The sequence below is a fragment of the Pseudomonas sp. ADAK21 genome, from assembly GCF_012935735.1.
Classification (GTDB): Bacteria; Pseudomonadota; Gammaproteobacteria; order Pseudomonadales; family Pseudomonadaceae; genus Aquipseudomonas; species Aquipseudomonas proteolytica.
In genome coordinates, this window is the sequence record NZ_CP052857.1 from 530456 (window position 1) to 551834 (window position 21379).

Below are 21379 nucleotides of genomic sequence, written 5' to 3' on the forward strand. Positions count from 1 at the left end.
CGAGTTCAGATGAACATCCCTGGACTGCGCAAGGACTCGCCCATGCTGTATCGGTTAAGAATCCTGGTGGCCTTGCTGGCCCTGAGCGTGCTGCTTGCCGGCTGCAACCGCGTGGGCCTAGCCTATCGCAACCTCGACGTGATCATCCCCTGGACCCTCAACGACTACCTGGACATGAACGCCGGGCAGAAAAGCTGGTTCAACGACACCCTCAAGGACCACCTGGCCTGGCACTGCACCACCCAATTGCCCGGCTACCTCGACTGGCTCGACCGCCTGCAACAGATGGTCGACAACCAGCAGGTCAGTGATGCGGCCCTGCAAACCCGCACCCTCGAAGCCAAGCAGGCCATCGCCGATGTCGCCCGGCAGATCACTCCATCCGCCATCCAATTGCTACGCGGGCTGGACGAGCAACAGGTACGGGAGATGGATCAAGCGCTGGCCAAGGACCTGCGTAAACGCCAGGACGAATACCTCAAGCCCCCCCTGGCGCAACAGATCAAGGACCGTAGCGAGCGCATGAGCAAACGCCTGGACGCCTGGCTCGGCCCGTTGAACGCCAGCCAGCAAGAGCGTGTGCTGGCCTGGTCCACCGCCCTGGGTGCGCAGAACCAGCAATGGATCGGCAACCGCGCCCATTGGCAGGCGCAGTTCATCGCGGCCGTCAACCAACGGGCTAGCAGCGACTTCCCGCGCAAGATGGAGCAACTGCTGGTGGACCGTGAAAGCCTGTGGACCGCAGATTATCGCCAGGCCTATGCCCAGACCGAAGCGGCGGCCCGCAGCCTGCTGGTGGATTTGATGGCCGAAAGCACGGTGCAACAACGACAGAAGCTGGTGCAGAAAATCGATAAAGTGCGCAGCGACTTCCAGTCCCTCAAGTGCCTCAAGGGCAGCCCAGCCTAGCCCGACGCCATTGGGCCCAGCGTCCCCAACCACGCGACCAGCCCCAGGATCAGCAGCACCGCACCGAACTCCACGCTCAGGCTACGCCGCAGGGCGCGACAGGCCAGTGTGTAGTCGCCAGCCGCCACCGCCCGTTGCATAAACGGGCTCAGGTGGAAGCGGTTGAGTGCCGCCATCCCCAGCATCACGCCAAACAGCGCCAGTTTCAGGCTGAGTAAAATGCCGTAGGCGCTACTGGCGATTCCATCCAGGCTCGGCCCGACGACAAACAGGTAATTCCCCACGCCGGTCAGTATCAACGCCGTCACCAACGCCACGCCGATCCACTCAAAGCCAGTCAGTGCCCTGGCCAGGATTTTCACCCGCTGAATGTCCTGCACGCTGCCCGGCAGCAGCAACAACCCAAACGCCACCAACGCCCCGACCCACGCACCGGCCGCCAACAGATGTGCACTGTCCGCAATCAGGTGCCAGGCCCGCAGCGCACCGTCATCCATTGCGCCGTGACCTGCCCAGGCCAGCGTCGCCAAGGCGACACCCGCCGCCCAGGTCGCCAGCCACACACTGGCGCTAGGCCACATTGCACCGGTCAAGGCAACCAGAGCGGCCACCAGCAACACGCCGATACGCAGCATCCAGGTCAAGCCAAACTCGGTCTGCCACAGCATCATCTGCAGATGCGGCCCAAGTGCCTGCCACTCTTGCTCACCGCTCATGGCTCGGGTCATGACCAGCAGCGAAGCCATCGAGAGCAACATGCCAAGCAGCGCGGTCCCTGCCAGCCAGCCTTTGAAATTCAACACCGCGCCGGATAGCCGCTCCGATGCCTTCAGCCCATACAGACCAAACAAGCCCAAGCCGAACAGCAGCATCAGGTCCAGGTACAGCGCAAACCGCAAGGCAATGCCCACAGACTCACTCATGGCCGGACGCTGAACACCACATCGCCGGTAATGGGGTGGGTGTCTGACGACACCGCGCGCCAGTCCACCCGGTAGGTCCCGGCCGGCAGCGGCGCCGCAGGCTTGATCAGCATCACCTTGGGGTCGCTGCTGCCCGACACACTGGCCTTGATGGGCATGGGCGAATGGGCCATGCCGGGCATCGCCGTCATGATCAGCTTGGCGCCCGAAAACTGGGTCAGCAGGTTTTCCGAAAAGTGCAGCTCAATGGTCTCGGGGGCCGGCCCGCTTGCCCCGGCCGCAGGCAGTGAAGACAGCAACTTCGGATGGGCCCAGGAAGGCCCGCTGAGCAATAATCCGGAACACAGCGCAACCGCCACCCACGTGGTTTTAAACACAGACATGCAAGGCTCCTGGCCGCTCATGGCGACAGGTTATAGGTAGAGTTTTTTAATCAGCATCCATCAAAACCACAGGCGTACACCCAGTACCCAGCGCACCTCGCTGCGGTCCTCGCCCTCGTCCCTGGCGTACTCGGCCGTCTGGCCGTAGGCACGATTCCAGGTCACCCCGACGTAAGGCGCAAACTCGCGACGGATTTCGTAACGCAGCCGCACCCCAACCTCGGTTTGCGCAAGGCCTGAGCCAATCCCGCGCCCCGGATCGTTTTTCCCGTAAAAGTTGGCCTCGGCGGTAGGCTGCAGCACCAGCCGATTGGTCAGCAAAATATCGTAGTCCCCTTCGAGGCGCGCCGCGGTCTGCCCGCTTTCACCGACAAACAGCGTGGCCTCGGCCTCGAAGTTGTACAGGGCCATGCCTTGCAGGCCGAACGCCGCCCAACTCTGGCTGTCACCGGGCTTGAAGTCCTGGCGCATACCGGCCACCACATCCCACCACGGGCTGATGGCGTGGCCCCATAACGCCTGGACCTCGGCCTTTTCAGTCTTGCCCTTGGCGCGCTCACCTTCGGTGCGCAACCACAAGCGGTCGATATCACCGCCCATCCAGCCCTTGGCATCCCAGCCCACGGCGCGGCCATCGTCAGAGCCTTGCCATTCCAGTTGGTCGATCACAAACAACGAGTTGATGCCACTGTCATGCACCACATGCCCGCCCGGGGCGTTGTAGACCGCGGCGCGATCGGCGTCGGTCAGCGGTGGAATCGGCGTACGACTATGACTGCTGGCCGCAGGTGTTGCTGGCGTCATGCCTTGCATCTGGCTGTGGTCCATGGTTTCGGCGCTAACCAGCGCTACGGGGGCAAATGTCGCGATCAGTAGCGCAGCGGGGCGAAATAGATGGCTCATGCTCGGTTCCTCATTCTTGCACCCGGACTTCACGGAACATGCCCATTTCCATGTGGTACAGCAGATGGCAGTGATAGGCCCAGCGCCCCAGGGCATCGGCGGTCACCCGGTAACTGCGACGCGATCCTGGCGGCATGTCGATGGTGTGTTTGCGCACCATGAACTGGCCGTTTTCGTCCTCCAGGTCACTCCACATGCCATGCAGGTGAATCGGGTGCGTCATCATGGTGTCGTTGACCAGCACCACCCGCACCCGCTCGCCATAGGTCAACCTGATCGGCTCGGCATCGGAGAACTTCACCCCGTCGAAGGACCAGGCGAACTTCTCCATATGCCCGGTCAGGTGCAACTCGATGGTGCGACTTGGCTCGCGGCCGTCGGGGTCTTCAAAGGTGCTGCGCAAATCGGCATAGGTCAGGACCTTGCGCCCGTTGTTGCGCAAGCCGATGCCAGGGTCGTCGAGTTTGGGTGAGGTGCTCATCGCCTGCATATCTACCAACGGGTTATTGGTTTCGCTGGCCGGATGGCTTTGCATTGGCATCGCCATCCCCGCCATGGCGCTGTGGTCCATGCCCTCCATCGCCCCGCCGGACATGCCCTGCATCGCCCCACCGTCCATGCCAGCCATCTGACTGTGATCCATGGCCGGCATATCTGCCATGGCCCCGTGATCCATTGCACCGTGGTCCATACCGCCCATGCCCATGTCGTCCATGGTCAACCAGGGGCGGGCGTCCAGCGCCGGGACCGGCGCCAGCAAGCCCGGCTCACGGCTGAGGGTGCCGCGTGCGTAGCCGGTGCGATCCATGGATTGGGCGAACAGGGTGTAGGCCGCCTCGCTCGGTTCGACGAGCACGTCGTAGGTCTCGGCCACGGCGATGCGCAACTCGTCCACGCTGACCGGTTTCACCGGCTGGCCGTCGGCTGCCACAACCGTCATCTTCAGGCCCGGAATACGCAGATCGAAGTAGGTCATGGCCGAGCCGTTGATCAAGCGCAGGCGGATCTTCTCTCCGGCACGGAACAGCCCGGTCCAGTTTTGCGCAGGTGGTTGGCCGTTCATCAAGAAGGTGTAGGTCGCGCCGCTGACGTCCGCCAAGTCCGTGGGATTCATCTTCATTTGCGCCCACATCAGACGGTCGGCAGCAGTGGCCGACCAGCCCTTGTCGGCCACATCCTTGATGAAGTCGCCCACGGTGGGTTTATTGAAGTTGTAGTAATCGGACTGTTTTTTCAGGGTCTTCATCAGGCTGACGGGATCTTCGTCGGTCCAGTCCGTCAGCATCACCACATAGTCGCGCTGGTAAGTGAAGGGTTCCGGCTCCCGCGGATCGATCACCAGCGGGCCATAGACCCCTTGTTGCTCCTGGAGCCCGGAGTGGCTGTGGTACCAGTAGGTGCCGTGCTGGTTGACCTTGAACTGATAGACATACACCCCGCCCGGCTCGATCCCCTTGAAACTCAGGCCCGGCACGCCGTCCATATTGGCCGGCAGGATAATCCCGTGCCAGTGGATCGACGTCGGCTCTGCCAGGCGGTTACGCACGCGCAAGGTCACGGTATCGCCTTCGCGCCAGCGCAGCAGCGGCCCCGGCAAACTGCCGTTGATGGTCAAGGCAGTGCGCACGTTGCCGGTGAGGTTGACCGGGGTCTGGCCAATGGACAGTTCAAAATCGCTGCCTGCCAGCACGCCCGGTTGTCCGGGACTGGCCAGGGCCCAGACCGGTGGCCGCCACAGGCCTGCGCCGCCCAGCAGGCCGGCCGCAGCCAAGCCTTTGACGAAGGTTCGTCGAGAAGTGTTGGAGTGCATGCCGATTCCATTCCCGTCAATTGAATGACCCAAGAATAGGAATCGGCGCCTGTCAGTTGGCTTAGCGCCAGATTACCGATTTGACAGTTTCAGCCGGCTCAGGCGATTTGCGCCTTGGAGGCCACGACCTCGAACGTCGCCGGATCCAGCGCGTCGGCCTGCTCGTCCAAAACCTGGCGCGGGTGATCGTTACCCGGGATGGAACTGTCGATCAGCGCCAGCAGGCGGGCCCCCAGCGGCGTCAAAATGAAGTTCTCGCCATTGCCGCCCTGATCCTCTGGACGGGACTCGATAAAGCCGCGCTTGAACAACAGCGCCTCATAGTCGGCAGCGGTCTTTTTCAGCGCATCGAGGTCGCCGTTGAAGTCGCCGGCCGTGGCCTTCTCGGCGGCTTCCTGCTCGGCATACTTGCGCGGGGCAAAGCTGCCCTCGCCATTTTGCACTTCATGTAACAGACGCTCGATCAGATCCCAATTGTAAGTACTCATCCTGAATCCCTCCTGCAGGCACACCGACTGGCGGCCTTCAAAGGTTGTGACCGGCGTGTGCGGGCGCCGTTCAGCCGGATGGACGAGCGTGATTGCACTGAACTTTTCGCGGGCCGTAGCCCTCAACCGAGTATCACCGCCAAGGAGGTCCACCCATGAAAACCCTGATGCAACTGGCCGTCGCCGCCACCCTGTTGAGCGCCCTGCCCGCCTGGGCCTGTACCCCGGAAGAGGCCACGGAAAAACGTGAGCAACTGGCCAAGGAAGTCAGCACCCTGACCCAGCAGAACCCGACCAAGGCCAAGGAAATCAACGATGAACTGCAGCAAATGGACCTGGATACCGAAAGCGCGAGGTTCCCCGACAAGTGCCAGTTGATCGAGGCGCGGCTCAAGGAATTGAAGGAAGCGGCGGCCAAGGCAAAAAACTGAAGGCATAAAAAAACCGGACATTGTCCGGTTTTTTTGTGCGCCGCCGTATTATTCGGCAGCCGGTGCTTCTGGCTTGCGGCGCTTGAGCGGTGCCATGCCGTCCTTGCTGACCAACGACAGGTTGTCGGTCTTCGGCCGGTTGGCGATCTTGCGCTTGGTCGGCGACTTGGCGCCGGCTTTCTTCTTGTCGCCCTTGGCGTCGACCTTTTTCTTCTTCACGCCCACGGCCTTGCCCGAGGCCTTGACCTTCTTCGGCCCGGTGTAGGTGCCTTTGACTTCCTTGATGGTGCGCCGCTCAAACGACTGCTTGAGGTAGCGCTCGATGCTCGACATCAGGTTCCAGTCGCCATGGCAGATCAGCGAAATGGCCAGGCCATCGTTGCCGGCACGCCCGGTACGGCCGATACGGTGCACGTACTCGTCGCCGCTGCGCGGCATATCGAAGTTGATCACCATGTCCAGGCCTTCGACGTCCAGGCCGCGCGCGGCGACGTCGGTGGCTACCAGGATCTTCACGCCGCCCTGCTTGAGGCGGTCGATGGCCAGCTTGCGGTCCTTCTGGTCCTTCTCACCGTGCAAGACAAACGCCTTGTACTCCTGAGCCACCAGGCGCCCGTAGATGCGGTCGGCCATAGCCCGGGTGTTGGTGAACACAATGGCCTTCTGATACGTCTCGTTGGCCAACAGCCAGTTGAGGATCTGCTCTTTGTGCACATTGTGGTCAGCGGTGATGATCTGCTGACGGGTGGTCGAGTTCAGGTCGCTGACGTTGTTGACCTGCAGGTGCTCAGGGTTGTTCAGGACCTTGGCGACCATCTCGCGCAGGGTCGAACCGCCAGTGGTGGCGGAGAACAGCATGGTCTGCTGGCGGTTGACGCACTCTTCGACCAGGCGCTGCACGTCGTCGGCAAACCCCATGTCGAGCATGCGGTCGGCTTCGTCGAGCACCAGTACTTCGACTTCCTTGAGGTCCAGGTTGCCGGCGTTCAGTTGCTCGATCATCCGCCCAGGGGTGCCGATCAGGATATCCGGGACCTTGCGCAGCATGGCGGCCTGCACCTTGAAGTCTTCACCGCCGGTGATCAGGCCGGACTTGATGAAGGTGAACTGCGAAAAGCGCTCCACTTCCTTCAAGGTCTGCTGGGCCAGTTCACGGGTAGGCAACAGGATCAGGGTCTTGATGCTGACGCGGATCTTGGCCGGGCCGATCAGACGATTAAGGATCGGCAGGACGAAAGCGGCGGTCTTGCCACTCCCGGTCTGAGCCGTCACCCGCAGGTCACGCCCTTGGAGCGCGAGCGGGATGGCCGCTGCTTGCACAGGCGTAGGCTCGACAAATTTAAGCTCGGCCACGGCTTTGAGCAGGCGTTCGTGCAGGGCGAATTGGGAAAACACGGGTGCTACCTCGAAGAAATACAAAAAATCAGCTGCATAGGGTAACGGTTTCGGGCGCTCAGGCCGAGTTTCTTTACGCGAAGTGGGCCAATCAGATGGTTTTTTGTCAGGTGATTTGTCTGCCTGCACAACTTTGCAGCACTTAAATGCTCTAATCGCCCCGTCATGTCTTACAGAAGAATCGCTTTAAACCATGGATATCAAACAGCTCTGGCTCAACGTCCAAGACCTCTGGGGTGCCCTGGACCAACATCCGCTGCTGCATTCAAGCATCGCCTTGCTGGTGCTGCTGGTCGTGGCCCTGATTGTCGGACGGGTGGCTCGCTACCTCATCCTGCACACCGTCAAACTGCTCGGGCGCCAGCCGGCGCTGCACTGGCTCAATGACCTGCGGCACAACAAAGTCTTCCATCGCCTGGCACAGATGACGCCGTCCCTGGTGATCCAGTTCGGTCTGCACCTGGTGCCGGAGCTGAGCAAAAACGCCGCGTTGTTCATCGGCAACGTGGCGCTGGCGTTCACCATCCTGTTCCAAGTCCTGGCCATGAGCGCCCTGCTCAATGCCCTGCTGGATATCTACGCCCGCACCGAACACGCCCGCACGCGCTCGATCAAGGGCTACGTGCAATTGGCGAAAATGGTGTTGTTCGTGTTTGGCGCAATCATCATCGTCGCCACGCTGATCGACCGCTCGCCGCTGTTGCTGTTGTCCGGCCTGGGTGCGATGTCGGCGGTGATCCTGTTGGTGTACAAGGACACGCTGCTGTCGTTTGTCGCCAGCGTGCAATTGACCAGCAACGACATGCTGCGGGTCGGCGACTGGATCGAAATGCCCCAGGTCGGCGCCGATGGCGATGTGGTGGATATCACCTTGCATACGGTCAAGGTGCAGAACTTCGACAAGACCATCGTCTCGATCCCCACCTGGCGCCTGATGTCCGAATCGTTCAAGAACTGGCGCGGCATGCAGGCCTCGGGCGGGCGGCGGATCAAACGCAGCCTGTTTATCGACGCGGCCGGCGTGCGTTTCCTGCGTGACGATGAACAAGTGCGCATGACCCAGGTCCACCTGCTGACCGACTACATCAGCCGCAAGCAGGCGGAACTCAAAGCCTGGAACGAAGCCCAGGGCCACAGCGCGCAACTCTCGGCCAACCGCCGGCGGATGACCAACCTGGGGACGTTCCGTGCCTACGCCCTGGCGTACCTCAAGAGCCATCCCGATATCCAGCCGAACATGACCTGCATGGTGCGCCAGATGCAGACCACCTCCCAGGGCGTGCCCCTGGAAATCTACTGCTTTACCCGCACCACCGCGTGGGCGGATTACGAGCGCATCCAGGGAGATATTTTTGACTACCTGTTGGCAGTGCTGCCGGAGTTTGGCTTGAGCCTGTACCAGCAGCCAAGTGGCAATGACCTGCGGGCCGGGGTGTTGCCGGCGGTGCTGGGTGCCAGCCATTTGCCAGCCCCAGAAAAAGCTGCGCTATAAGCTGAACCCTTGTGGGAGCGGGCTTGCTCGCTCCCACAACACTCATCACCGGTTGGCAAGCCCTAAAGCCGGGCGCACACCCAACCGGCTGATCCACACCGCCGCCACGATCACCGCCCCGCCCAGGAACAACCGCCCCAACGGTTCATGCTGATTCCAGATCAGCAGGTTCAGCAGCAACCCCACCGGCACATGCAGGTTGTTCATCACGGCCAAGGTGCCGCCGTTGACCAGGCAGGCGCCCTTGTTCCACCAGTACAAGCCCAACGCGGTGCTGACCAGCCCCAGAAACACCAATACCCCCCACTGCAATGGCGCTTCGGGCAGGAAGTTGGCTTTGCCGAACAACAGGAACGCCGGCAACACCACGGCCAATGCTCCCAGGTAGAAATAGCCAAAGCGCCGGTAGTGCGGCAAGTCGCTTGGATGGCGCGCCACCAGGCGCCGGTACAGCACCTGCCCGGCGGCGTAGGTGAAGTTGGCCAGTTGCAGCAACAGGAAGCCCATGAAGAAGTCCGGGCTGATCTGGTCAAAGCGGATCACCGCCGCGCCCGCCACCGCCACCAGCGCAGCAATCAACGCCCACGGGTTGAAGCGCCGGTTCAGTGCGTCTTCGATCAACGTCACATGCAACGGCGTGAGGATGGTGAACAACAACACCTCGGGCACCGTCAGCACGCGAAAGCTCAAGTACAAGCACACATATGTCACACCAAACTGCAACGCGCCGATCAGCAGCATGCCGCGCATGAACGCAGGCTCCACCGAACGCCAGCGGGTCAGCGGGATAAACACCAGCCCGGCCAGCAGCACGCGTACCAGCACGGCGAAATAGCTGTCGACATGACCGGCCAGGTATTCGCCGATCAAGCTGAAGGAAAACGCCTGGATCAGCGTGACAATCAGTAAATAGCCCATGTGCGCCTCGTATTTGAATGGGCGCGACATTAGCGTTTTTCACGGCGGGGCGAAACTCGGGGCAAAAAAAACCCGACCTCGCTAAAGCGGCAGTCGGGCAGGAGCACTCAGGAGCAACAAGTGCAAAGGGAGGTTCGATACGCGAACTTGAAGGGTTGCGTGGGGTTATAAAAACACCACGCGATTATCTGGCGATTAACGCTTCAGGCAACCTGTGCCAGCAAGGCCTTGGCGTGGTTCACGCCCTTTTCCTGGAAGTCGCCACCCAGGTTCACCCCTTCGGCATGAATGAAGGTGACGTCATGGATACCGATAAAGCCCATGACCTGGCGCAGGTACGGTTCCTGGTGATCGCTGCTCGCGCCGGTATGGATACCGCCACGGGCGGTCAACACGACGGCGCGCTTGCCGGTCAACAGGCCCTGTGGCCCGGTGGCGGTGTACTTGAACGTCACACCAGCGCGCAACACATGGTCAAGCCAGGCTTTGAGGGTGCTGGGGATGGCAAAGTTGTACATCGGCGCGGCCATTACCAGCACATCGGCGGCCAGCAGTTCGTCGGTCAGTTGGTTGGAACGGTCCAGGGAAGCCTGCTCATCTGCGTTGCGCTGCTCGACCGGCTTCATCCAGCCGCCCAACAGGTTGGCGTCCAGGTGCGGCACCGGGTTGATGGCCAGGTCACGCACGGTGATCTGATCGGCCGGGTGGGCCGCCTGCCATTGGCTGATGAACTGTTGGGTCAACTGGCGGGAGATGGAATCCTGCTGGCGGGCGCTGCTTTCGATGATCAGAACATTGGACATGGCTTTGTAGGCTCCATCGGTAATTGCTGTAAGTCGATGGAGTGAAGGTTAAACAGAGCCCGTTCGATAAAAAAGCGTAAAAAACTGCTATAACCCATCTATAAAGTTGTTTATAAGCGGAGCATAGCGCTGGCCGCGCCCCGCTTGTGCGTTATTTAGGCTCGCAGGTCAGTTTGATGCGCATCTTGATAATCGCGCGGCTGAACTTGACCGTGGTGTTGGTGCTTTTGCCGGCAGGAACCGTGACATTGCGTACCCGCGCAGGCTCCGGACCATTGGTAAATGCGACCCTGCACGCAGCGTCGTTGCTGCCGAAGTTACTGAGTTGGATGGAGCTGATCTCACTGTCCACATCGGACGCCATGTAATCGATGCTCACCCCCTTGATCGATTTTGACACGTCGATCGGATAGGCAAACGCGCTCAGCGGCAACAGTGCCAGCACTACACAACAGAATTTTCTCATTCGGCAGTCTCCAATAAGGACCGCCAGCTTAGGACAAGAGGAGCTCATCTTGAAAGCGCCCCGCGTGACCCTTGATCAATGGCGCACGTTGCAAGCCGTGGTCGACCATGGTGGCTTCGCCCAGGCGGCCGAAGTACTGCACCGCTCGCAATCCTCGGTGAGCTACACCGTCGCCCGCATGCAAGACCAGTTGGGCGTGCCCCTGCTGCGCATCGACGGGCGCAAGGCCGTGCTCACCGAGGCCGGCGAAGTGCTGCTGCGCCGCTCCCGGCAACTGGTGAAAAACGCCAGCCAGCTGGAAGACCTGGCCCATCATATGGAGCAAGGTTGGGAAGCCGAAGTACGCCTGGTGGTCGATGCCGCCTACCCCAACGCCCGCCTGGTGCGCGCCCTCACCGCCTTTATGCCGCAAAGCCGTGGCTGCCGCGTGCGCCTGCGTGAAGAAGTGCTGTCGGGTGTCGAGGAACTACTGATTGAAGGCGTCGCCGACCTGGCGATCAGCGGCTTCAGCATCCCTGGCTACCTGGGCACGGAAATGAGCGATGTGGAATTTGTCGCCGTGGCCCACCCCGAACACCCCCTGCACCGGCTTAACCGCGAGTTGAGCTTCCAGGACCTGGAAAGCCAGATGCAAGTGGTGATCCGCGACTCCGGCCGCCAGCAACCACGGGACGTCGGCTGGCTCGGCGCCGAACAGCGCTGGACCGTGGGCAGCCTGGCCACCGCCGCCACCTTCGTCGGCAGCGGCCTGGGGTTTGCCTGGCTGCCCCGGCACCTGATCGAGCGCGAGCTTAAAGAAGGCGTGCTCAAGCAACTGCCCCTGGAGCAAGGCGGCAGCCGCCACCCGACGTTCTACCTGTACTCCAACAAGGACAAGCCCCTGGGCCCGGCGACGCAGATTCTCGTCGAACTGCTGCGCACCTTCGACACCGCACCGCTGGACGCCCCCTTTGCCGCCCCCCGGCAAGCCTGAAACGGAGTTCACCCATGGCCTATTTCGAACATGAAGGTTGCACCCTGCATTACGAGGAATATGGCCACGGCGAGCCGCTGATCCTGATCCACGGCCTGGGCTCCAGTTGCCAGGATTGGGAACTGCAAATACCGGTATTGTCCCGGCATTACCGCCTGGTGGTGCTGGACGTGCGCGGTCACGGCCGCTCCGACAAGCCTCGGGAGCGCTACAGCATCGCTGGTTTTACCGCCGACCTGGTGGCCTTGATCGAACACCTGCAACTGCCCGCCGCCCATGTGGTGGGCCTGTCGATGGGCGCGATGATCGCCTTTCAACTGGCGGTCGACCAACCGCAACTGCTCAAGAGCCTGTGTATCGTCAACAGCGCGCCCGAGGTCAAGGTGCGCAGCGCCGATGACTATTGGCAATGGGCCAAGCGCTGGACCCTGGCACGTGTGCTGAGCTTGAAGACCATCGGCAAGGCCCTCGGTGACAGGCTGTTTCCCAAACCCGAACAGGCCGACCTGCGGCGCAAGATGGCCGAGCGCTGGGCAAGAAACGACAAACGTGCTTACCTCGAGAGCTTCGACGCGATTGTGGGCTGGGGCGTGCAGGAACGACTTTCGAAAATCACCTGTCCAACCCTGGTCATCAGCGCCGACCATGACTACACCCCGGTGGCGCAGAAACAAATCTATGTAAAACTGCTGCCCGATGCGCGGTTGGTGGTGATCGAGGATTCGCGCCACGCCACACCGCTGGACCAACCCGAAACCTTCAATACAACCCTGCTCGATTTTCTGAAGACAGTCGAAAGCACTTCCCAGGATCACTGACCCATGCTGAAAAAAATCGCCGTTTTTGCCGGTTCTGTTCTGTTTGCTGCCAACCTGATGGCGGCCACGCCGGCCAAGGCACCACACGTATTGATCACCACCACCAATGGCGAGATCGAAATCGAGTTGGATCCGGTCAAGGCGCCCATCAGTACCAAGAACTTCCTGTCCTATGTCGACAAAGGCTTCTACACCAACACCATTTTTCATCGGGTGATCCCGGGGTTTATGGTGCAAGGCGGCGGGTTCACCCAGCAAATGTCGCAAAAGCCAACTGAAACGCCGATCAAGAACGAAGCCAGCAACGGCCTGCATAACGTGCGTGGCACCTTGTCCATGGCGCGTACCAGCAACCCGGATTCGGCCACCAGCCAGTTCTTCATCAACGTAGCCGACAACGCCTTCCTCGACCCGGGCCGTGATGCTGGCTACGCGGTATTTGCCAAAGTGGTCAAGGGTATGGACGTAGTCGATATCATCGTCAACTCGAAGACCACCACCAAGCAAGGCATGCAAAACGTGCCTATCGATCCTGTCCTGATCAAGTCGGCCAAGCGTATCGACTAAGGTCCACAGGGCGTTTCGCGCGCCGCCCACAAGGCGGCGCGTGTATTTGAAAAGGAGAGCCCGCCCGGCGGGCGTCAGACCTAATGCTCTATCGTCGCTTTGAACAACTGATCGATATCTTCCGCGACGCTCCCAGCGCGGCACCTCCCGATAAAGTCCTGCCCTTCTACCTCTATTACCTGCGCCAGGTGTGGCCGTGCTTTGCCGCGCTATTGGTGGTCGGCCTGATTGGCGCGCTGATCGAAGTGGCGCTGTTCAGCTACCTGAGCCGCATCATCGACCTGGCCCAGGGCACACCGCCGGCCAATTTCTTCCAGGTCCACGCCACCGAGTTGATCTGGATGGCCGTGGTCGCCCTGCTGCTACGCCCGATCTTCGGCGCCCTGCACGACCTGCTGGTACACCAGACCATCAGCCCCGGCATGACCAGCCTGATCCGCTGGCAGAACCACAGCTATGTGCTCAAGCAGAGCCTGAACTTTTTCCAGAACGATTTTGCCGGGCGCATTGCCCAGCGCATCATGCAGACCGGCAACTCGCTGCGCGACTCAGCCGTCGCCGCTGTCGATGCCATCTGGCACGTGGCGATCTACGCCATCAGTTCCCTGGTGCTGTTTGCCGAGGCCGACTGGCGCCTGATGATCCCGCTGGTCACCTGGATCATCGCCTACAGCCTGGCGCTGCGCTACTTCGTGCCACGGGTCAAGGAACGCTCGGTGATCTCCTCCGAGGCGCGCTCCAAATTGATGGGGCGCATCGTCGATGGCTACACCAACATCACCACCTTGAAGCTGTTCGCCCACACGCAGTCCGAGCAGGAGTACGCCAAGGAAGCGATTATTGAGCAGACCGAAAAAACCCAGCTGGCCAGCCGCGTGGTGACCAGCATGGACGTGGTGATCACCACCATGAACGGCCTGCTGATCGTCACCACCACCGGCCTGGCCCTGTGGCTGTGGACCCAGTCGCTGATCTCGGTGGGCGCCATTGCCCTGGCCACCGGCCTGGTGATCCGCATCGTCAATATGTCGGGTTGGATCATGTGGGTGGTCAACGGCATTTTCGAGAACATCGGCATGGTCCAGGACGGCCTGAAAACCATCGCCCAGCCACTGGCGGTGATCGACCGCGAGAACGCCCCGCGCCTGCGCGTGCCCCACGGCGAAGTGCGCTTCGAGCAAGTGGATTTCCACTACGGCAAGAGCAGCGGCATCATCGGGGGCCTGAACCTGGTGATCAAGCCAGGGGAAAAGATTGGTCTGATCGGCCCTTCCGGTGCCGGCAAGTCGACCCTGGTCAACCTGCTGCTGCGCCTCTACGACCTGCAGGGCGGGCGCATCCTGATCGACGACCAGAACATCGCCGACGTGGCCCAGGAAAGCCTGCGCGAACGCATCGGCATGATTACCCAGGACACCTCGCTGCTGCACCGTTCGATCCGCGACAACCTGCTGTATGGCAAGCCCGACGCCACCGACCAGGAACTTTGGGAGGCCATCCGCAAGGCGCGTGCCGATGAATTTATCCCGCTGCTCTCAGACGCCGAGGGCCGTGTCGGCCTGGACGCCCATGTGGGTGAGCGCGGGGTGAAACTCTCCGGCGGGCAACGCCAACGCATCGCCATCGCCCGGGTCCTGCTCAAGGACGCGCCGATCCTGATCATGGACGAAGCCACGTCGGCCCTGGACTCGGAAGTGGAAGCGGCCATCCAGGAAAGCCTGGAAACCCTGATGCAAGGCAAGACGGTGATTGCCATCGCTCACCGCCTGTCCACGATTGCTCGAATGGACAGGTTGGTCGTCCTGGAAAAAGGCCAGATCGCCGAGAGCGGCAGCCACGCCCAACTACTGGCACAGGGCGGCCTGTACTCGCGATTGTGGCAACACCAGACCGGCGGATTCGTCGGTATCGACTGATTCTGGACTACTAACGGCGCTATCAATTCCGAACAATTCTGACAGTTTTTTCTAACTCGCTGGCCGTGTATCACAATCCTGCTGTACTGCAATCAGGGCCCAGGGAGGGCCCTGACATCAGACTGCAGGGAAGCCTCACCGACCAGTTGATTTAGAAGGACGCGTTCATGTCTCTGTTCAAACGTTCCGTTACAGAAGGGTTAGGTACGTTTTGGCTGGTGTTGGGTGGTTGCGGGAGTGCGGTTCTGGCCGCAGCGTTCCCCGATGTCGGAATTGGTCTACTGGGGGTATCCCTGGCATTTGGACTGACGGTGCTGACCATGGCGTTCGCCATTGGCCATATCAGCGGCTGTCACCTCAACCCGGCAGTCACCGTGGGCCTGGTGGTCGGCGGCCGGTTTCCGGTCAAGGAGTTGCCAGCGTATATCGTCGCGCAGGTCATAGGTGGCGTCGTCGCGGCGGCCCTGTTGTATTTCATTGCCAGCGGCAAGCCGGGCTTTGAACTGGCTGCGGGGCTGGCCTCCAATGGTTACGGCGAACATTCGCCGGGCGGGTACTCGATGGCGGCGGGGTTTGTCACCGAACTGGTGATGACGGCGATGTTCCTGCTGATCATCCTCGGCGCCACTGACCGTCGTGCACCGGCGGGCCTGGCACCCATCGCCATTGGCCTGGGGCTGACGCTGATCCACCTGATCTCCATCCCGGTCACCAACACCTCGGTCAACCCGGCCCGCAGCACCGGCCCCGCGCTGATTGTCGGCGGCTGGGCGATCCAGCAGTTGTGGCTGTTCTGGCTGGCGCCGATCCTTGGCGCGGTGATCGGTGGCATCACCTACCGTTGGCTGGGCAAGGAAGAAAACGCCTGATCCACCCTGTAGGAGCGAGCTTGCTCGCGAAAAACCTGAGGGCGCCGCGTTTATCCAGAATGAACGCGCTGTACTTGAGTTCTTCGCGAGCAAGCTCCTACAGGGGAACCGGTCGAGTTCCCTGAGCGTTATGCCTGCCGATACGGCAACGCCGACCGCGCCTCTTCGGCATACGCCAGAATCCCGACCCGCTCGCGCTCCAGGAAGTCTGCCACGGCGGTTTTCAGGCCCGGATGGCGCAAGTAATGCCAGGAGCGGGTAATCACCGGCTCAAACCCCCGGATCAACTTGTGCTCGCCCTGGGCACCGGCATCGAAACGTTGCAGTCCATTGGCGATCGCGTAATCCATGCCTTGATAGAAACAGGTTTCGAAATGTAGCCGGTCGAATTCACCCAGGCAGCCCCAGTAGCGACCGTACAGGCTATCGCCACCCACCAGGCTGAACGCCATGGCCACCGGCCGCGCCCCTTGATTGGCCAGCACCACCCGAATGGCCTGCGGCATGCGCTCGGCCAACAGGCTGAAAAACGCCCGCGTCAGGTACGGCGACTGGCGGCGCACGGCATAGGTGTTGGCGTAACAGGCGTAGACAAAATCCCACTGGGCCTCGCTCAACTCATGGCCTTGCAACCATTCGAACTCAATCCCCTGCCCCGCCACTTGCTCGCGCTCCTTGCGCATCTGCTTGCGCTTGCGCGAACTCAGGGCGTCGAGGAAGTCCTGGAAATCGCGATAACCACGGTTCTGCCAGTGGAACTGGCAACCCAGACGCGCAAGCCAACCGGGTTGCTGGCCCAGTGCCGCATCGGCCATGGCATCGGTGAAGTTGATATGGGCACTGGAAAGCCCTTCGATCTCCAGGTAGCCAGGCAGGCTCTGCAGCAGCTCCAGGCCGTCTGCGCCATTGGCCGCCAGCAGGCGCGGCCCGCTGACCGGGCTGAAGGGCACGGCTGTCAGCAACTTGGGGTAGTAATCGATGCCGGCACGCGCGCAGGCGTCCGCCCAACCATGGTCAAACACGTATTCGCCATAGGAGTGCCATTTGCGGTAGCTGGGCAGCGCCGCGACCAGCCGCTCACCCTCGTAGTGCAGCAAGTGCTCGGGCTGCCAGCCAGAATGCCGACCAAGGCTGGCACTGTCCTCCAGCGCACTGAGGAACGCATGGCGCAGAAACGGCTGATCCTCGGGGACCAACGCGTTCCACTCATCAGGCGATATTTCGGACAGGCTATTCAAACGTTTCAACGGCATGCCATTCCCCGACGGTAAACGCTCACTCACGATATTCAGGCCATTCTGACAGAACCCACTGCCTGCGCGGGCAGCAAAAAAAAACCCCGCCAAATGGCGGGGTGAAAAAGAGGATCGCGCTTTAACGGATGAAGAAAGAGCGCGCTGCAGCGGTATTACAGTTGCTTAGAACACGTACTGCACACGACCGACGATGGAATCACCGCTGTCATCGCCATTGGCGTTGGTGATCTTGTCGGTGCTGACCTTGCTGTAGTTCAGCGACAGCTTGACCGCTTCGTTGGCGTACCAGTTCACACCCAGGGTGTTCACGTTGGCCTTGGCGTCGCCGGTTTCGCGGGTAGCGCTGCTGACGACGATGTTCTTGTCGTCAACCTTGATGCTGTCGTAGCGGTAGAACACTTCCCAGGCGCCGAATTGCTTGTTCTCGGGCTTGATCGCGTCGAACTTGCCGCCGTCGAGCTTGTAGGCACGGGACTCGCCGGTCAGGGTGTAGGCCAGTTGGCCGTAGAAACCGCTGGTTTTCACGTCCTGGTAGGCATTGCTGTCAGCTTTCATCTTGCGGCTCAGGGCTTCAGCCTGCACCGAGAATGGGCCGGTTGCGAAGGCAAACTCACCACCGAACACGGTGTCGGTGTCATAGGCGCCCACTGCGGTCAGGTTGCTGGCGTTCAGGCCCAGACCACCGCCGAAGGTAGCGCGGTTGCCGTTGGAGCCGGCATCGTTGCCACCGGTGGTCGCTACGCCACGAGCGCCGAGACGAGGACGAATCCGCGAGTCGAAGGCTGCATCGTTCAGATCACGTGCCGCCACGTTCAAGCCGAAGTGCAGGACGTCGCCGCCTTTGTTCATCGGTGCCAACACGATACGGCCGTTGAATTGCTTCACGCCCTTGCCGTCTTCGTCGTTGATGTCCTTGGAGGCCAGGCTGGCGGAGCCGTAGAACATGTCCGCCGCAGTGCCGCTGACCTGGATGCCCATGCCGTTTTCGTGGGTGTTGACCCAGTCCGCAACCTCGTAGGCGGAGTTACGCTCCATGGCGGTGATCCACTTGGAGCTGGTGGCTTTTTCCAGGCCAAAATCCGGGTCAAAACGACCGACGCGGATGGTTACTGGCTTGAAGCCCACATAGGACATGGACGCTTCGTCGAAGTAGCCGTCGTCGGAGTTACCCGAGTTGTGGGAGAAGTCGTAGTTGAGCTGGTATTTGAAATCCTTGTAGACGGTGCCACCCAGCTCCAGGAAGGCGCGACGGAAGTAAGCGGCGTCGCCCGAGTCACCGTTCTTGGTGTAGAAGCCGTCAAATGAGCCGTAATCGGCTTGCAGGCGACCACCCAGCTTGAAGCTGAAGTTCTGGTCGGTAGTAGCAACCTCAAGGCCGCCCTTGGTTTTGACAACGATATCGGCGCCGTCAGTAGTGACAGTACCAGCGAAAGCCTGGGCGGTAACGGCCAGGGCCAGGGCGCTGGCCGCGAAACCGGCGAAGTGCTTACGGATCATCGAAGAATTCCCCTAATTGGTGGTCTTTTGCGTTGGAAAACACACGGGTTCTGCCCCGCTGGTGTTGGGAGGGGATCTTGGCGAGGGGATATTTCAGGCAAGTTGCTGGAAGATAAATATTTTATTACAGGGGAACTTTCTTACAACCACTGGGAATAAGCGCAAAGCTAGAGCCGGCGCGGGCTTGAGCAAAAAAAGTACGAGAAATGCCAGGTGAAAAAAAGGTGAAAAAAACTTACGAACCTGCAATGTTTTTCAGCGCAGGGCTTTTCGCCGACACAAAAAAGCCCACGACGGCGACGTCGCGGGCGTTGGGTGCAGCGGAAGGCGGTCAGGAGTTGCGCTTGAGCTCCGAGGCCAGGCGTTCGGCCAACCCTTGTGCATCCGGCACCTCGGGTTCGGGCAGGATGCGCAAGGTGGCTTGCATCAGCCGCATCTGGCGAATGAAGCGCCGGCAATTGGCACAGAACATCAGGTGATGGCGCATCAGCAGGCGCTCGCGAAAGGTCAGTTGCCCATCGAGATAATCACTGGAGCGTGCCACTTGTTCTTTGCAGGTCAACATTCGCCGGTTTCCTCGAAATGCTCCACCGTAGCGAAGACTTTTAGCCGCGCCCGATGCAGCAGTACTCGCACATTGGAGAGCGAGATTTCCAGAAGATTACAAATCTCCTCCAACTCCAGGCCCTGGCGCTCGCGCAGCAACAGCACGCTGCTTTGCAGCTCGGACAGGCTGAGCAGCGTGTGCTCCAGGCATTCACGCAGCTCGTTTTCGGTGAGCAGCGCCTCGGGGGTGTCCTGATGCCAGGCAAAGGGCGCGATCAGCCAATGCTCGTCGCCGGCGGCAAAGCGCTCATCACCAATGGTCCCGTGGGGCGACGGCAAGTCGTCGAGCAACACTTCCCGGCGGTTCTGTTTGTAACGCCCCTTGGCCGAGTTGGCGGTGATGGTCAGCAGCCAGGTCTTGAGGCTGGAGCGCCCTTCGAACTTGGCGAGGCTGCGTACCACCGAAAGCCAGGCGTCCTGGACCACTTCGTCAGCGTAGCGCTGGCCAACGATGGCGTAGGCCACCGCCCGCATGGCGCTCTGGTACTGGGTGACTAACTCCTTATAGGCCTGCTGCTCGCCCTTGAGCAGGCGCTCAAGCAAGTGCGCGTCGTCGGCTGCTGCCATTCAGAATCTCACTGTGTTGAGGGGAGCCGTTGTGGCGAGGGGGCTTGTCCCCCGCTGGGCTGCGCAGCAGCCCCCATAAAACCCACTGAGTAGTGTCAGGCAGACCGAGGGGGTGGTTTTGGGGCTGCTGCGCAGCCCAGCGGGGGACAAGCCCCCTCGCCACAACAAGCCTCCACCGAGCCCCTGCACAACAATCTGGCCACTCAGCGCTTGCGCAGGATCACGCTGCCAATCGAATACCCGGCGCCAAACGAGCTGAGTACCGCCAGCGCGCCCTTGGGCAGGTCGTCCTGGTAGGTGTGGAACGCAATCACCGAACCCGCCGAGCTGGTGTTGGCGTAGGTATCGAGGATCACCGGTGCCTCTTCGATCTCGGCTTCACGGCCCAGCAGTTTCTTGACGATCAGGTGGTTCATGCTCAGGTTGGCCTGGTGCAGCCAGAAGCGCTTCACGTCGGTCACGCTCAACTGGTTTTCAACCAGGTGCTGGCCGATCAACTCGGCAACCATCGGGCAGACATCACGGAAGACTTTGCGGCCTTCCTGCACGAAAAGTTTATCTGGCGCACCAATGCCCTCTTCCGCAGCGCGGTTGAGAAAGCCGAAGTTGTTGCGGATGGTATTGGAGAACTTGGTCAGCAACTTGGTGCTGACAACGTCGAACTGGTGCTCGGAAGTGGCCAGGTCGGCACGCTCCAGAATCACCGCGGTGGCCGCATCGCCAAAGATGAAGTGGCTGTCGCGGTCACGGAAGTTCAGGTGGCCGGTGCAGATCTCCGGGTTGACCATCAGGATCGCCCGGGCCTGGCCCAGTTGGATGCTGTTGCAGGCGTTCTGGATGCCGAAGGTCGCCGAAGAACAGGCCACGTTCATGTCAAAACCGAACCCCTGGATACCCAGGGCTTCCTGGACTTCGATGGCGATGGCCGGATAGGCGCGTTGCAGGTTGGAGCAGGCAACGATCACCCCGTCGATATCGGCCGCAGTCTTGCCGGCGCGCTGCAGGGCTTGCTCGGCGGCGCCCACGGCCATCTGGCAGAGGATCGACCACTCGTCGTTGGAGCGCTCGGGCAGGCGCGGGGTCATGCGCGTGGGGTCCAGAATGCCTTCCTTGTCCATGACAAACCGGCTCTTGATACCCGAAGCCTTTTCGATAAAGGCGGCGCTGGATTCGGTCAACGCCTGAACGTCACCCTGCTCGATAGCCACGGCGTTCTCGGCATTGAACTGTTGAACGTAAGCATTGAAAGACTGCACCAGCTCTTCGTTGGAGATGCTGTTGGCCGGGGTGTACAGGCCTGTGCCGCTGATGACGACGTTATGCACGGTCGTTCCTCTAAATCTGTTCAGGCAGAAGGGATTGGTACCTTCGTACCAAACCGTAAGTCGC

At 61.0% G+C, this 21379-nt stretch carries 22 protein-coding genes; 8 read left to right on the forward strand and 14 right to left on the reverse strand.

Annotation, left to right across the window (positions count from 1 at the left end):
* The first annotated feature begins 42 nt into the window (after positions 1-42).
* On the forward strand, positions 43-909 hold the full coding sequence (locus HKK57_RS02450) for a DUF6279 family lipoprotein (RefSeq protein ID WP_169391171.1): 867 nt from the start codon (positions 43-45) through the stop codon (positions 907-909).
* Here the strand turns inward: HKK57_RS02450 and copD are convergent.
* From copD to HKK57_RS02475, 5 genes are all read right to left on the reverse strand, one after another.
* Complete coding sequence (gene copD, locus HKK57_RS02455) at positions 906-1832, reverse strand: copper homeostasis membrane protein CopD (protein WP_169389730.1); 927 nt, start codon at positions 1830-1832, stop codon at positions 906-908. The two genes, HKK57_RS02450 and copD, sit on opposite strands and share 4 nt — an antisense overlap.
* Positions 1829-2215: a copper homeostasis periplasmic binding protein CopC gene (gene copC / locus HKK57_RS02460; RefSeq protein WP_029292376.1), complete on the reverse strand. Its 387-nt coding sequence runs from the start codon at positions 2213-2215 to the stop codon at positions 1829-1831. The genes copD and copC overlap by 4 nt, the downstream gene beginning before the upstream one ends.
* A gap of 60 nt (positions 2216-2275) precedes the next feature.
* Complete coding sequence (locus tag HKK57_RS02465) at positions 2276-3118, reverse strand: copper resistance protein B (protein WP_169389731.1); 843 nt, start codon at positions 3116-3118, stop codon at positions 2276-2278.
* Between the two features lie 10 nt (positions 3119-3128).
* On the reverse strand, positions 3129-4928 hold the full coding sequence (locus tag HKK57_RS02470; protein ID WP_169389732.1) for a copper resistance system multicopper oxidase: 1800 nt from the start codon (positions 4926-4928) through the stop codon (positions 3129-3131).
* Between the two features lie 98 nt (positions 4929-5026).
* Positions 5027-5416, reverse strand: coding sequence for a hypothetical protein (locus tag HKK57_RS02475; RefSeq protein WP_029292373.1), 390 nt, complete (start codon positions 5414-5416; stop codon positions 5027-5029).
* A gap of 155 nt (positions 5417-5571) precedes the next feature.
* Here HKK57_RS02475 and HKK57_RS02480 point away from each other — a divergent pair, with 155 nt between their 5' ends.
* Positions 5572-5847, forward strand: a complete 276-nt coding sequence (locus HKK57_RS02480; protein ID WP_169389733.1) for a hypothetical protein — start codon at positions 5572-5574, stop codon at positions 5845-5847.
* A gap of 48 nt (positions 5848-5895) precedes the next feature.
* On the opposite strand, the gene HKK57_RS02485 is transcribed toward HKK57_RS02480, so the two are convergent.
* Positions 5896-7242 carry a DEAD/DEAH box helicase gene (locus HKK57_RS02485; protein WP_029292371.1) on the reverse strand — a complete coding sequence of 449 codons (1347 nt, stop codon included), beginning with the start codon at positions 7240-7242 and terminating at the stop codon, positions 5896-5898.
* A gap of 193 nt (positions 7243-7435) precedes the next feature.
* Here HKK57_RS02485 and HKK57_RS02490 point away from each other — a divergent pair, with 193 nt between their 5' ends.
* Positions 7436-8734 carry a mechanosensitive ion channel family protein gene (locus tag HKK57_RS02490; protein ID WP_169389734.1) on the forward strand — a complete coding sequence of 433 codons (1299 nt, stop codon included), beginning with the start codon at positions 7436-7438 and terminating at the stop codon, positions 8732-8734.
* A 45-nt stretch (positions 8735-8779) separates the two neighbouring features.
* On the opposite strand, the gene HKK57_RS02495 is transcribed toward HKK57_RS02490, so the two are convergent.
* The 3 genes from HKK57_RS02495 to HKK57_RS02505 form a co-directional block, all read right to left on the reverse strand.
* The gene (locus HKK57_RS02495; RefSeq protein WP_029292369.1) at positions 8780-9652 is read right to left on the reverse strand and encodes a carboxylate/amino acid/amine transporter; all 873 of its coding nucleotides are present in this window, start codon (positions 9650-9652) and stop codon (positions 8780-8782) included.
* Between the two features lie 203 nt (positions 9653-9855).
* Positions 9856-10455, reverse strand: coding sequence for an FMN-dependent NADH-azoreductase (locus HKK57_RS02500; protein WP_092234408.1), 600 nt, complete (start codon positions 10453-10455; stop codon positions 9856-9858).
* A gap of 151 nt (positions 10456-10606) precedes the next feature.
* The gene (locus HKK57_RS02505) at positions 10607-10921 is read right to left on the reverse strand and encodes a 3-phosphoglycerate kinase (RefSeq protein ID WP_070995119.1); all 315 of its coding nucleotides are present in this window, start codon (positions 10919-10921) and stop codon (positions 10607-10609) included.
* A 49-nt stretch (positions 10922-10970) separates the two neighbouring features.
* Between HKK57_RS02505 and HKK57_RS02510 the strand changes: the two genes are divergently transcribed.
* The 5 genes from HKK57_RS02510 (at position 10971) to aqpZ (ending at position 16064) form a co-directional block, all read left to right on the forward strand.
* Positions 10971-11894, forward strand: coding sequence for a LysR family transcriptional regulator (locus HKK57_RS02510; RefSeq protein ID WP_029292366.1), 924 nt, complete (start codon positions 10971-10973; stop codon positions 11892-11894).
* Between the two features lie 14 nt (positions 11895-11908).
* Positions 11909-12712 (forward strand): alpha/beta fold hydrolase, encoded by an 804-nt coding sequence (locus HKK57_RS02515; protein ID WP_070995118.1) that lies wholly within the window; start codon positions 11909-11911, stop codon positions 12710-12712.
* Between the two features lie 3 nt (positions 12713-12715).
* Complete coding sequence (locus HKK57_RS02520) at positions 12716-13279, forward strand: peptidylprolyl isomerase (RefSeq protein WP_154906386.1); 564 nt, start codon at positions 12716-12718, stop codon at positions 13277-13279.
* An 83-nt stretch (positions 13280-13362) separates the two neighbouring features.
* Positions 13363-15195 (forward strand): ABC transporter ATP-binding protein, encoded by a 1833-nt coding sequence (locus HKK57_RS02525; protein WP_029292363.1) that lies wholly within the window; start codon positions 13363-13365, stop codon positions 15193-15195.
* A gap of 167 nt (positions 15196-15362) precedes the next feature.
* Positions 15363-16064 carry an aquaporin Z gene (aqpZ, locus tag HKK57_RS02530; protein WP_029292362.1) on the forward strand — a complete coding sequence of 234 codons (702 nt, stop codon included), beginning with the start codon at positions 15363-15365 and terminating at the stop codon, positions 16062-16064.
* Positions 16065-16192: 128 nt separating this feature from the next.
* Here the strand turns inward: aqpZ and HKK57_RS02535 are convergent, their stop codons facing one another.
* From HKK57_RS02535 to HKK57_RS02555, 5 genes are all read right to left on the reverse strand, one after another.
* Complete coding sequence (locus HKK57_RS02535; RefSeq protein ID WP_169389735.1) at positions 16193-17317, reverse strand: GNAT family N-acetyltransferase; 1125 nt, start codon at positions 17315-17317, stop codon at positions 16193-16195.
* 165 nt (positions 17318-17482) lie between these two features.
* A complete protein-coding gene (locus tag HKK57_RS02540; protein ID WP_029292360.1) occupies positions 17483-18817 on the reverse strand; it encodes an OprO/OprP family phosphate-selective porin in 1335 nt (444 codons plus the stop codon).
* Between the two features lie 331 nt (positions 18818-19148).
* Positions 19149-19382: an anti-sigma factor family protein gene (locus HKK57_RS02545; protein ID WP_029292359.1), complete on the reverse strand. Its 234-nt coding sequence runs from the start codon at positions 19380-19382 to the stop codon at positions 19149-19151.
* Entirely contained in the window at positions 19376-19990 is a 615-nt protein-coding gene (locus HKK57_RS02550) for an RNA polymerase sigma factor (RefSeq protein WP_169389736.1), read from the reverse strand. Before HKK57_RS02550 ends, HKK57_RS02545 begins: the two co-directional genes overlap by 7 nt.
* Before the next feature lie 203 nt (positions 19991-20193).
* On the reverse strand, positions 20194-21315 hold the full coding sequence (locus HKK57_RS02555) for a beta-ketoacyl-ACP synthase III (protein WP_169389737.1): 1122 nt from the start codon (positions 21313-21315) through the stop codon (positions 20194-20196).
* Positions 21316-21379 lie beyond the last annotated feature (64 nt).

Bases quoted from the DNA above. Each gene is read 5' to 3' on its own strand.
- HKK57_RS02450 (WP_169391171.1), top strand. From the start codon at position 43: ATGCTGTATCGGTTAAGAATCCTGGTGGCCTTGCTGGCCCTGAGCGTG.
- copD (WP_169389730.1), bottom strand. From the start codon at position 1,832: ATGAGTGAGTCTGTGGGCATTGCCTTGCGGTTTGCGCTGTACCTGGAC.
- copC (WP_029292376.1), bottom strand. From the start codon at position 2,215: ATGTCTGTGTTTAAAACCACGTGGGTGGCGGTTGCGCTGTGTTCCGGA.
- HKK57_RS02465 (WP_169389731.1), bottom strand. From the start codon at position 3,118: ATGAGCCATCTATTTCGCCCCGCTGCGCTACTGATCGCGACATTTGCC.
- HKK57_RS02470 (WP_169389732.1), bottom strand. From the start codon at position 4,928: ATGCACTCCAACACTTCTCGACGAACCTTCGTCAAAGGCTTGGCTGCG.
- HKK57_RS02475 (WP_029292373.1), bottom strand. From the start codon at position 5,416: ATGAGTACTTACAATTGGGATCTGATCGAGCGTCTGTTACATGAAGTG.
- HKK57_RS02480 (WP_169389733.1), top strand. From the start codon at position 5,572: ATGAAAACCCTGATGCAACTGGCCGTCGCCGCCACCCTGTTGAGCGCC.
- HKK57_RS02490 (WP_169389734.1), top strand. From the start codon at position 7,436: ATGGATATCAAACAGCTCTGGCTCAACGTCCAAGACCTCTGGGGTGCC.
- HKK57_RS02495 (WP_029292369.1), bottom strand. From the start codon at position 9,652: ATGGGCTATTTACTGATTGTCACGCTGATCCAGGCGTTTTCCTTCAGC.
- HKK57_RS02500 (WP_092234408.1), bottom strand. From the start codon at position 10,455: ATGTCCAATGTTCTGATCATCGAAAGCAGCGCCCGCCAGCAGGATTCC.
- HKK57_RS02505 (WP_070995119.1), bottom strand. From the start codon at position 10,921: ATGAGAAAATTCTGTTGTGTAGTGCTGGCACTGTTGCCGCTGAGCGCG.
- HKK57_RS02515 (WP_070995118.1), top strand. From the start codon at position 11,909: ATGGCCTATTTCGAACATGAAGGTTGCACCCTGCATTACGAGGAATAT.
- HKK57_RS02520 (WP_154906386.1), top strand. From the start codon at position 12,716: ATGCTGAAAAAAATCGCCGTTTTTGCCGGTTCTGTTCTGTTTGCTGCC.
- HKK57_RS02525 (WP_029292363.1), top strand. From the start codon at position 13,363: ATGCTCTATCGTCGCTTTGAACAACTGATCGATATCTTCCGCGACGCT.
- aqpZ (WP_029292362.1), top strand. From the start codon at position 15,363: ATGTCTCTGTTCAAACGTTCCGTTACAGAAGGGTTAGGTACGTTTTGG.
- HKK57_RS02535 (WP_169389735.1), bottom strand. From the start codon at position 17,317: ATGCCGTTGAAACGTTTGAATAGCCTGTCCGAAATATCGCCTGATGAG.
- HKK57_RS02540 (WP_029292360.1), bottom strand. From the start codon at position 18,817: ATGATCCGTAAGCACTTCGCCGGTTTCGCGGCCAGCGCCCTGGCCCTG.
- HKK57_RS02545 (WP_029292359.1), bottom strand. From the start codon at position 19,382: ATGTTGACCTGCAAAGAACAAGTGGCACGCTCCAGTGATTATCTCGAT.
- HKK57_RS02550 (WP_169389736.1), bottom strand. From the start codon at position 19,990: ATGGCAGCAGCCGACGACGCGCACTTGCTTGAGCGCCTGCTCAAGGGC.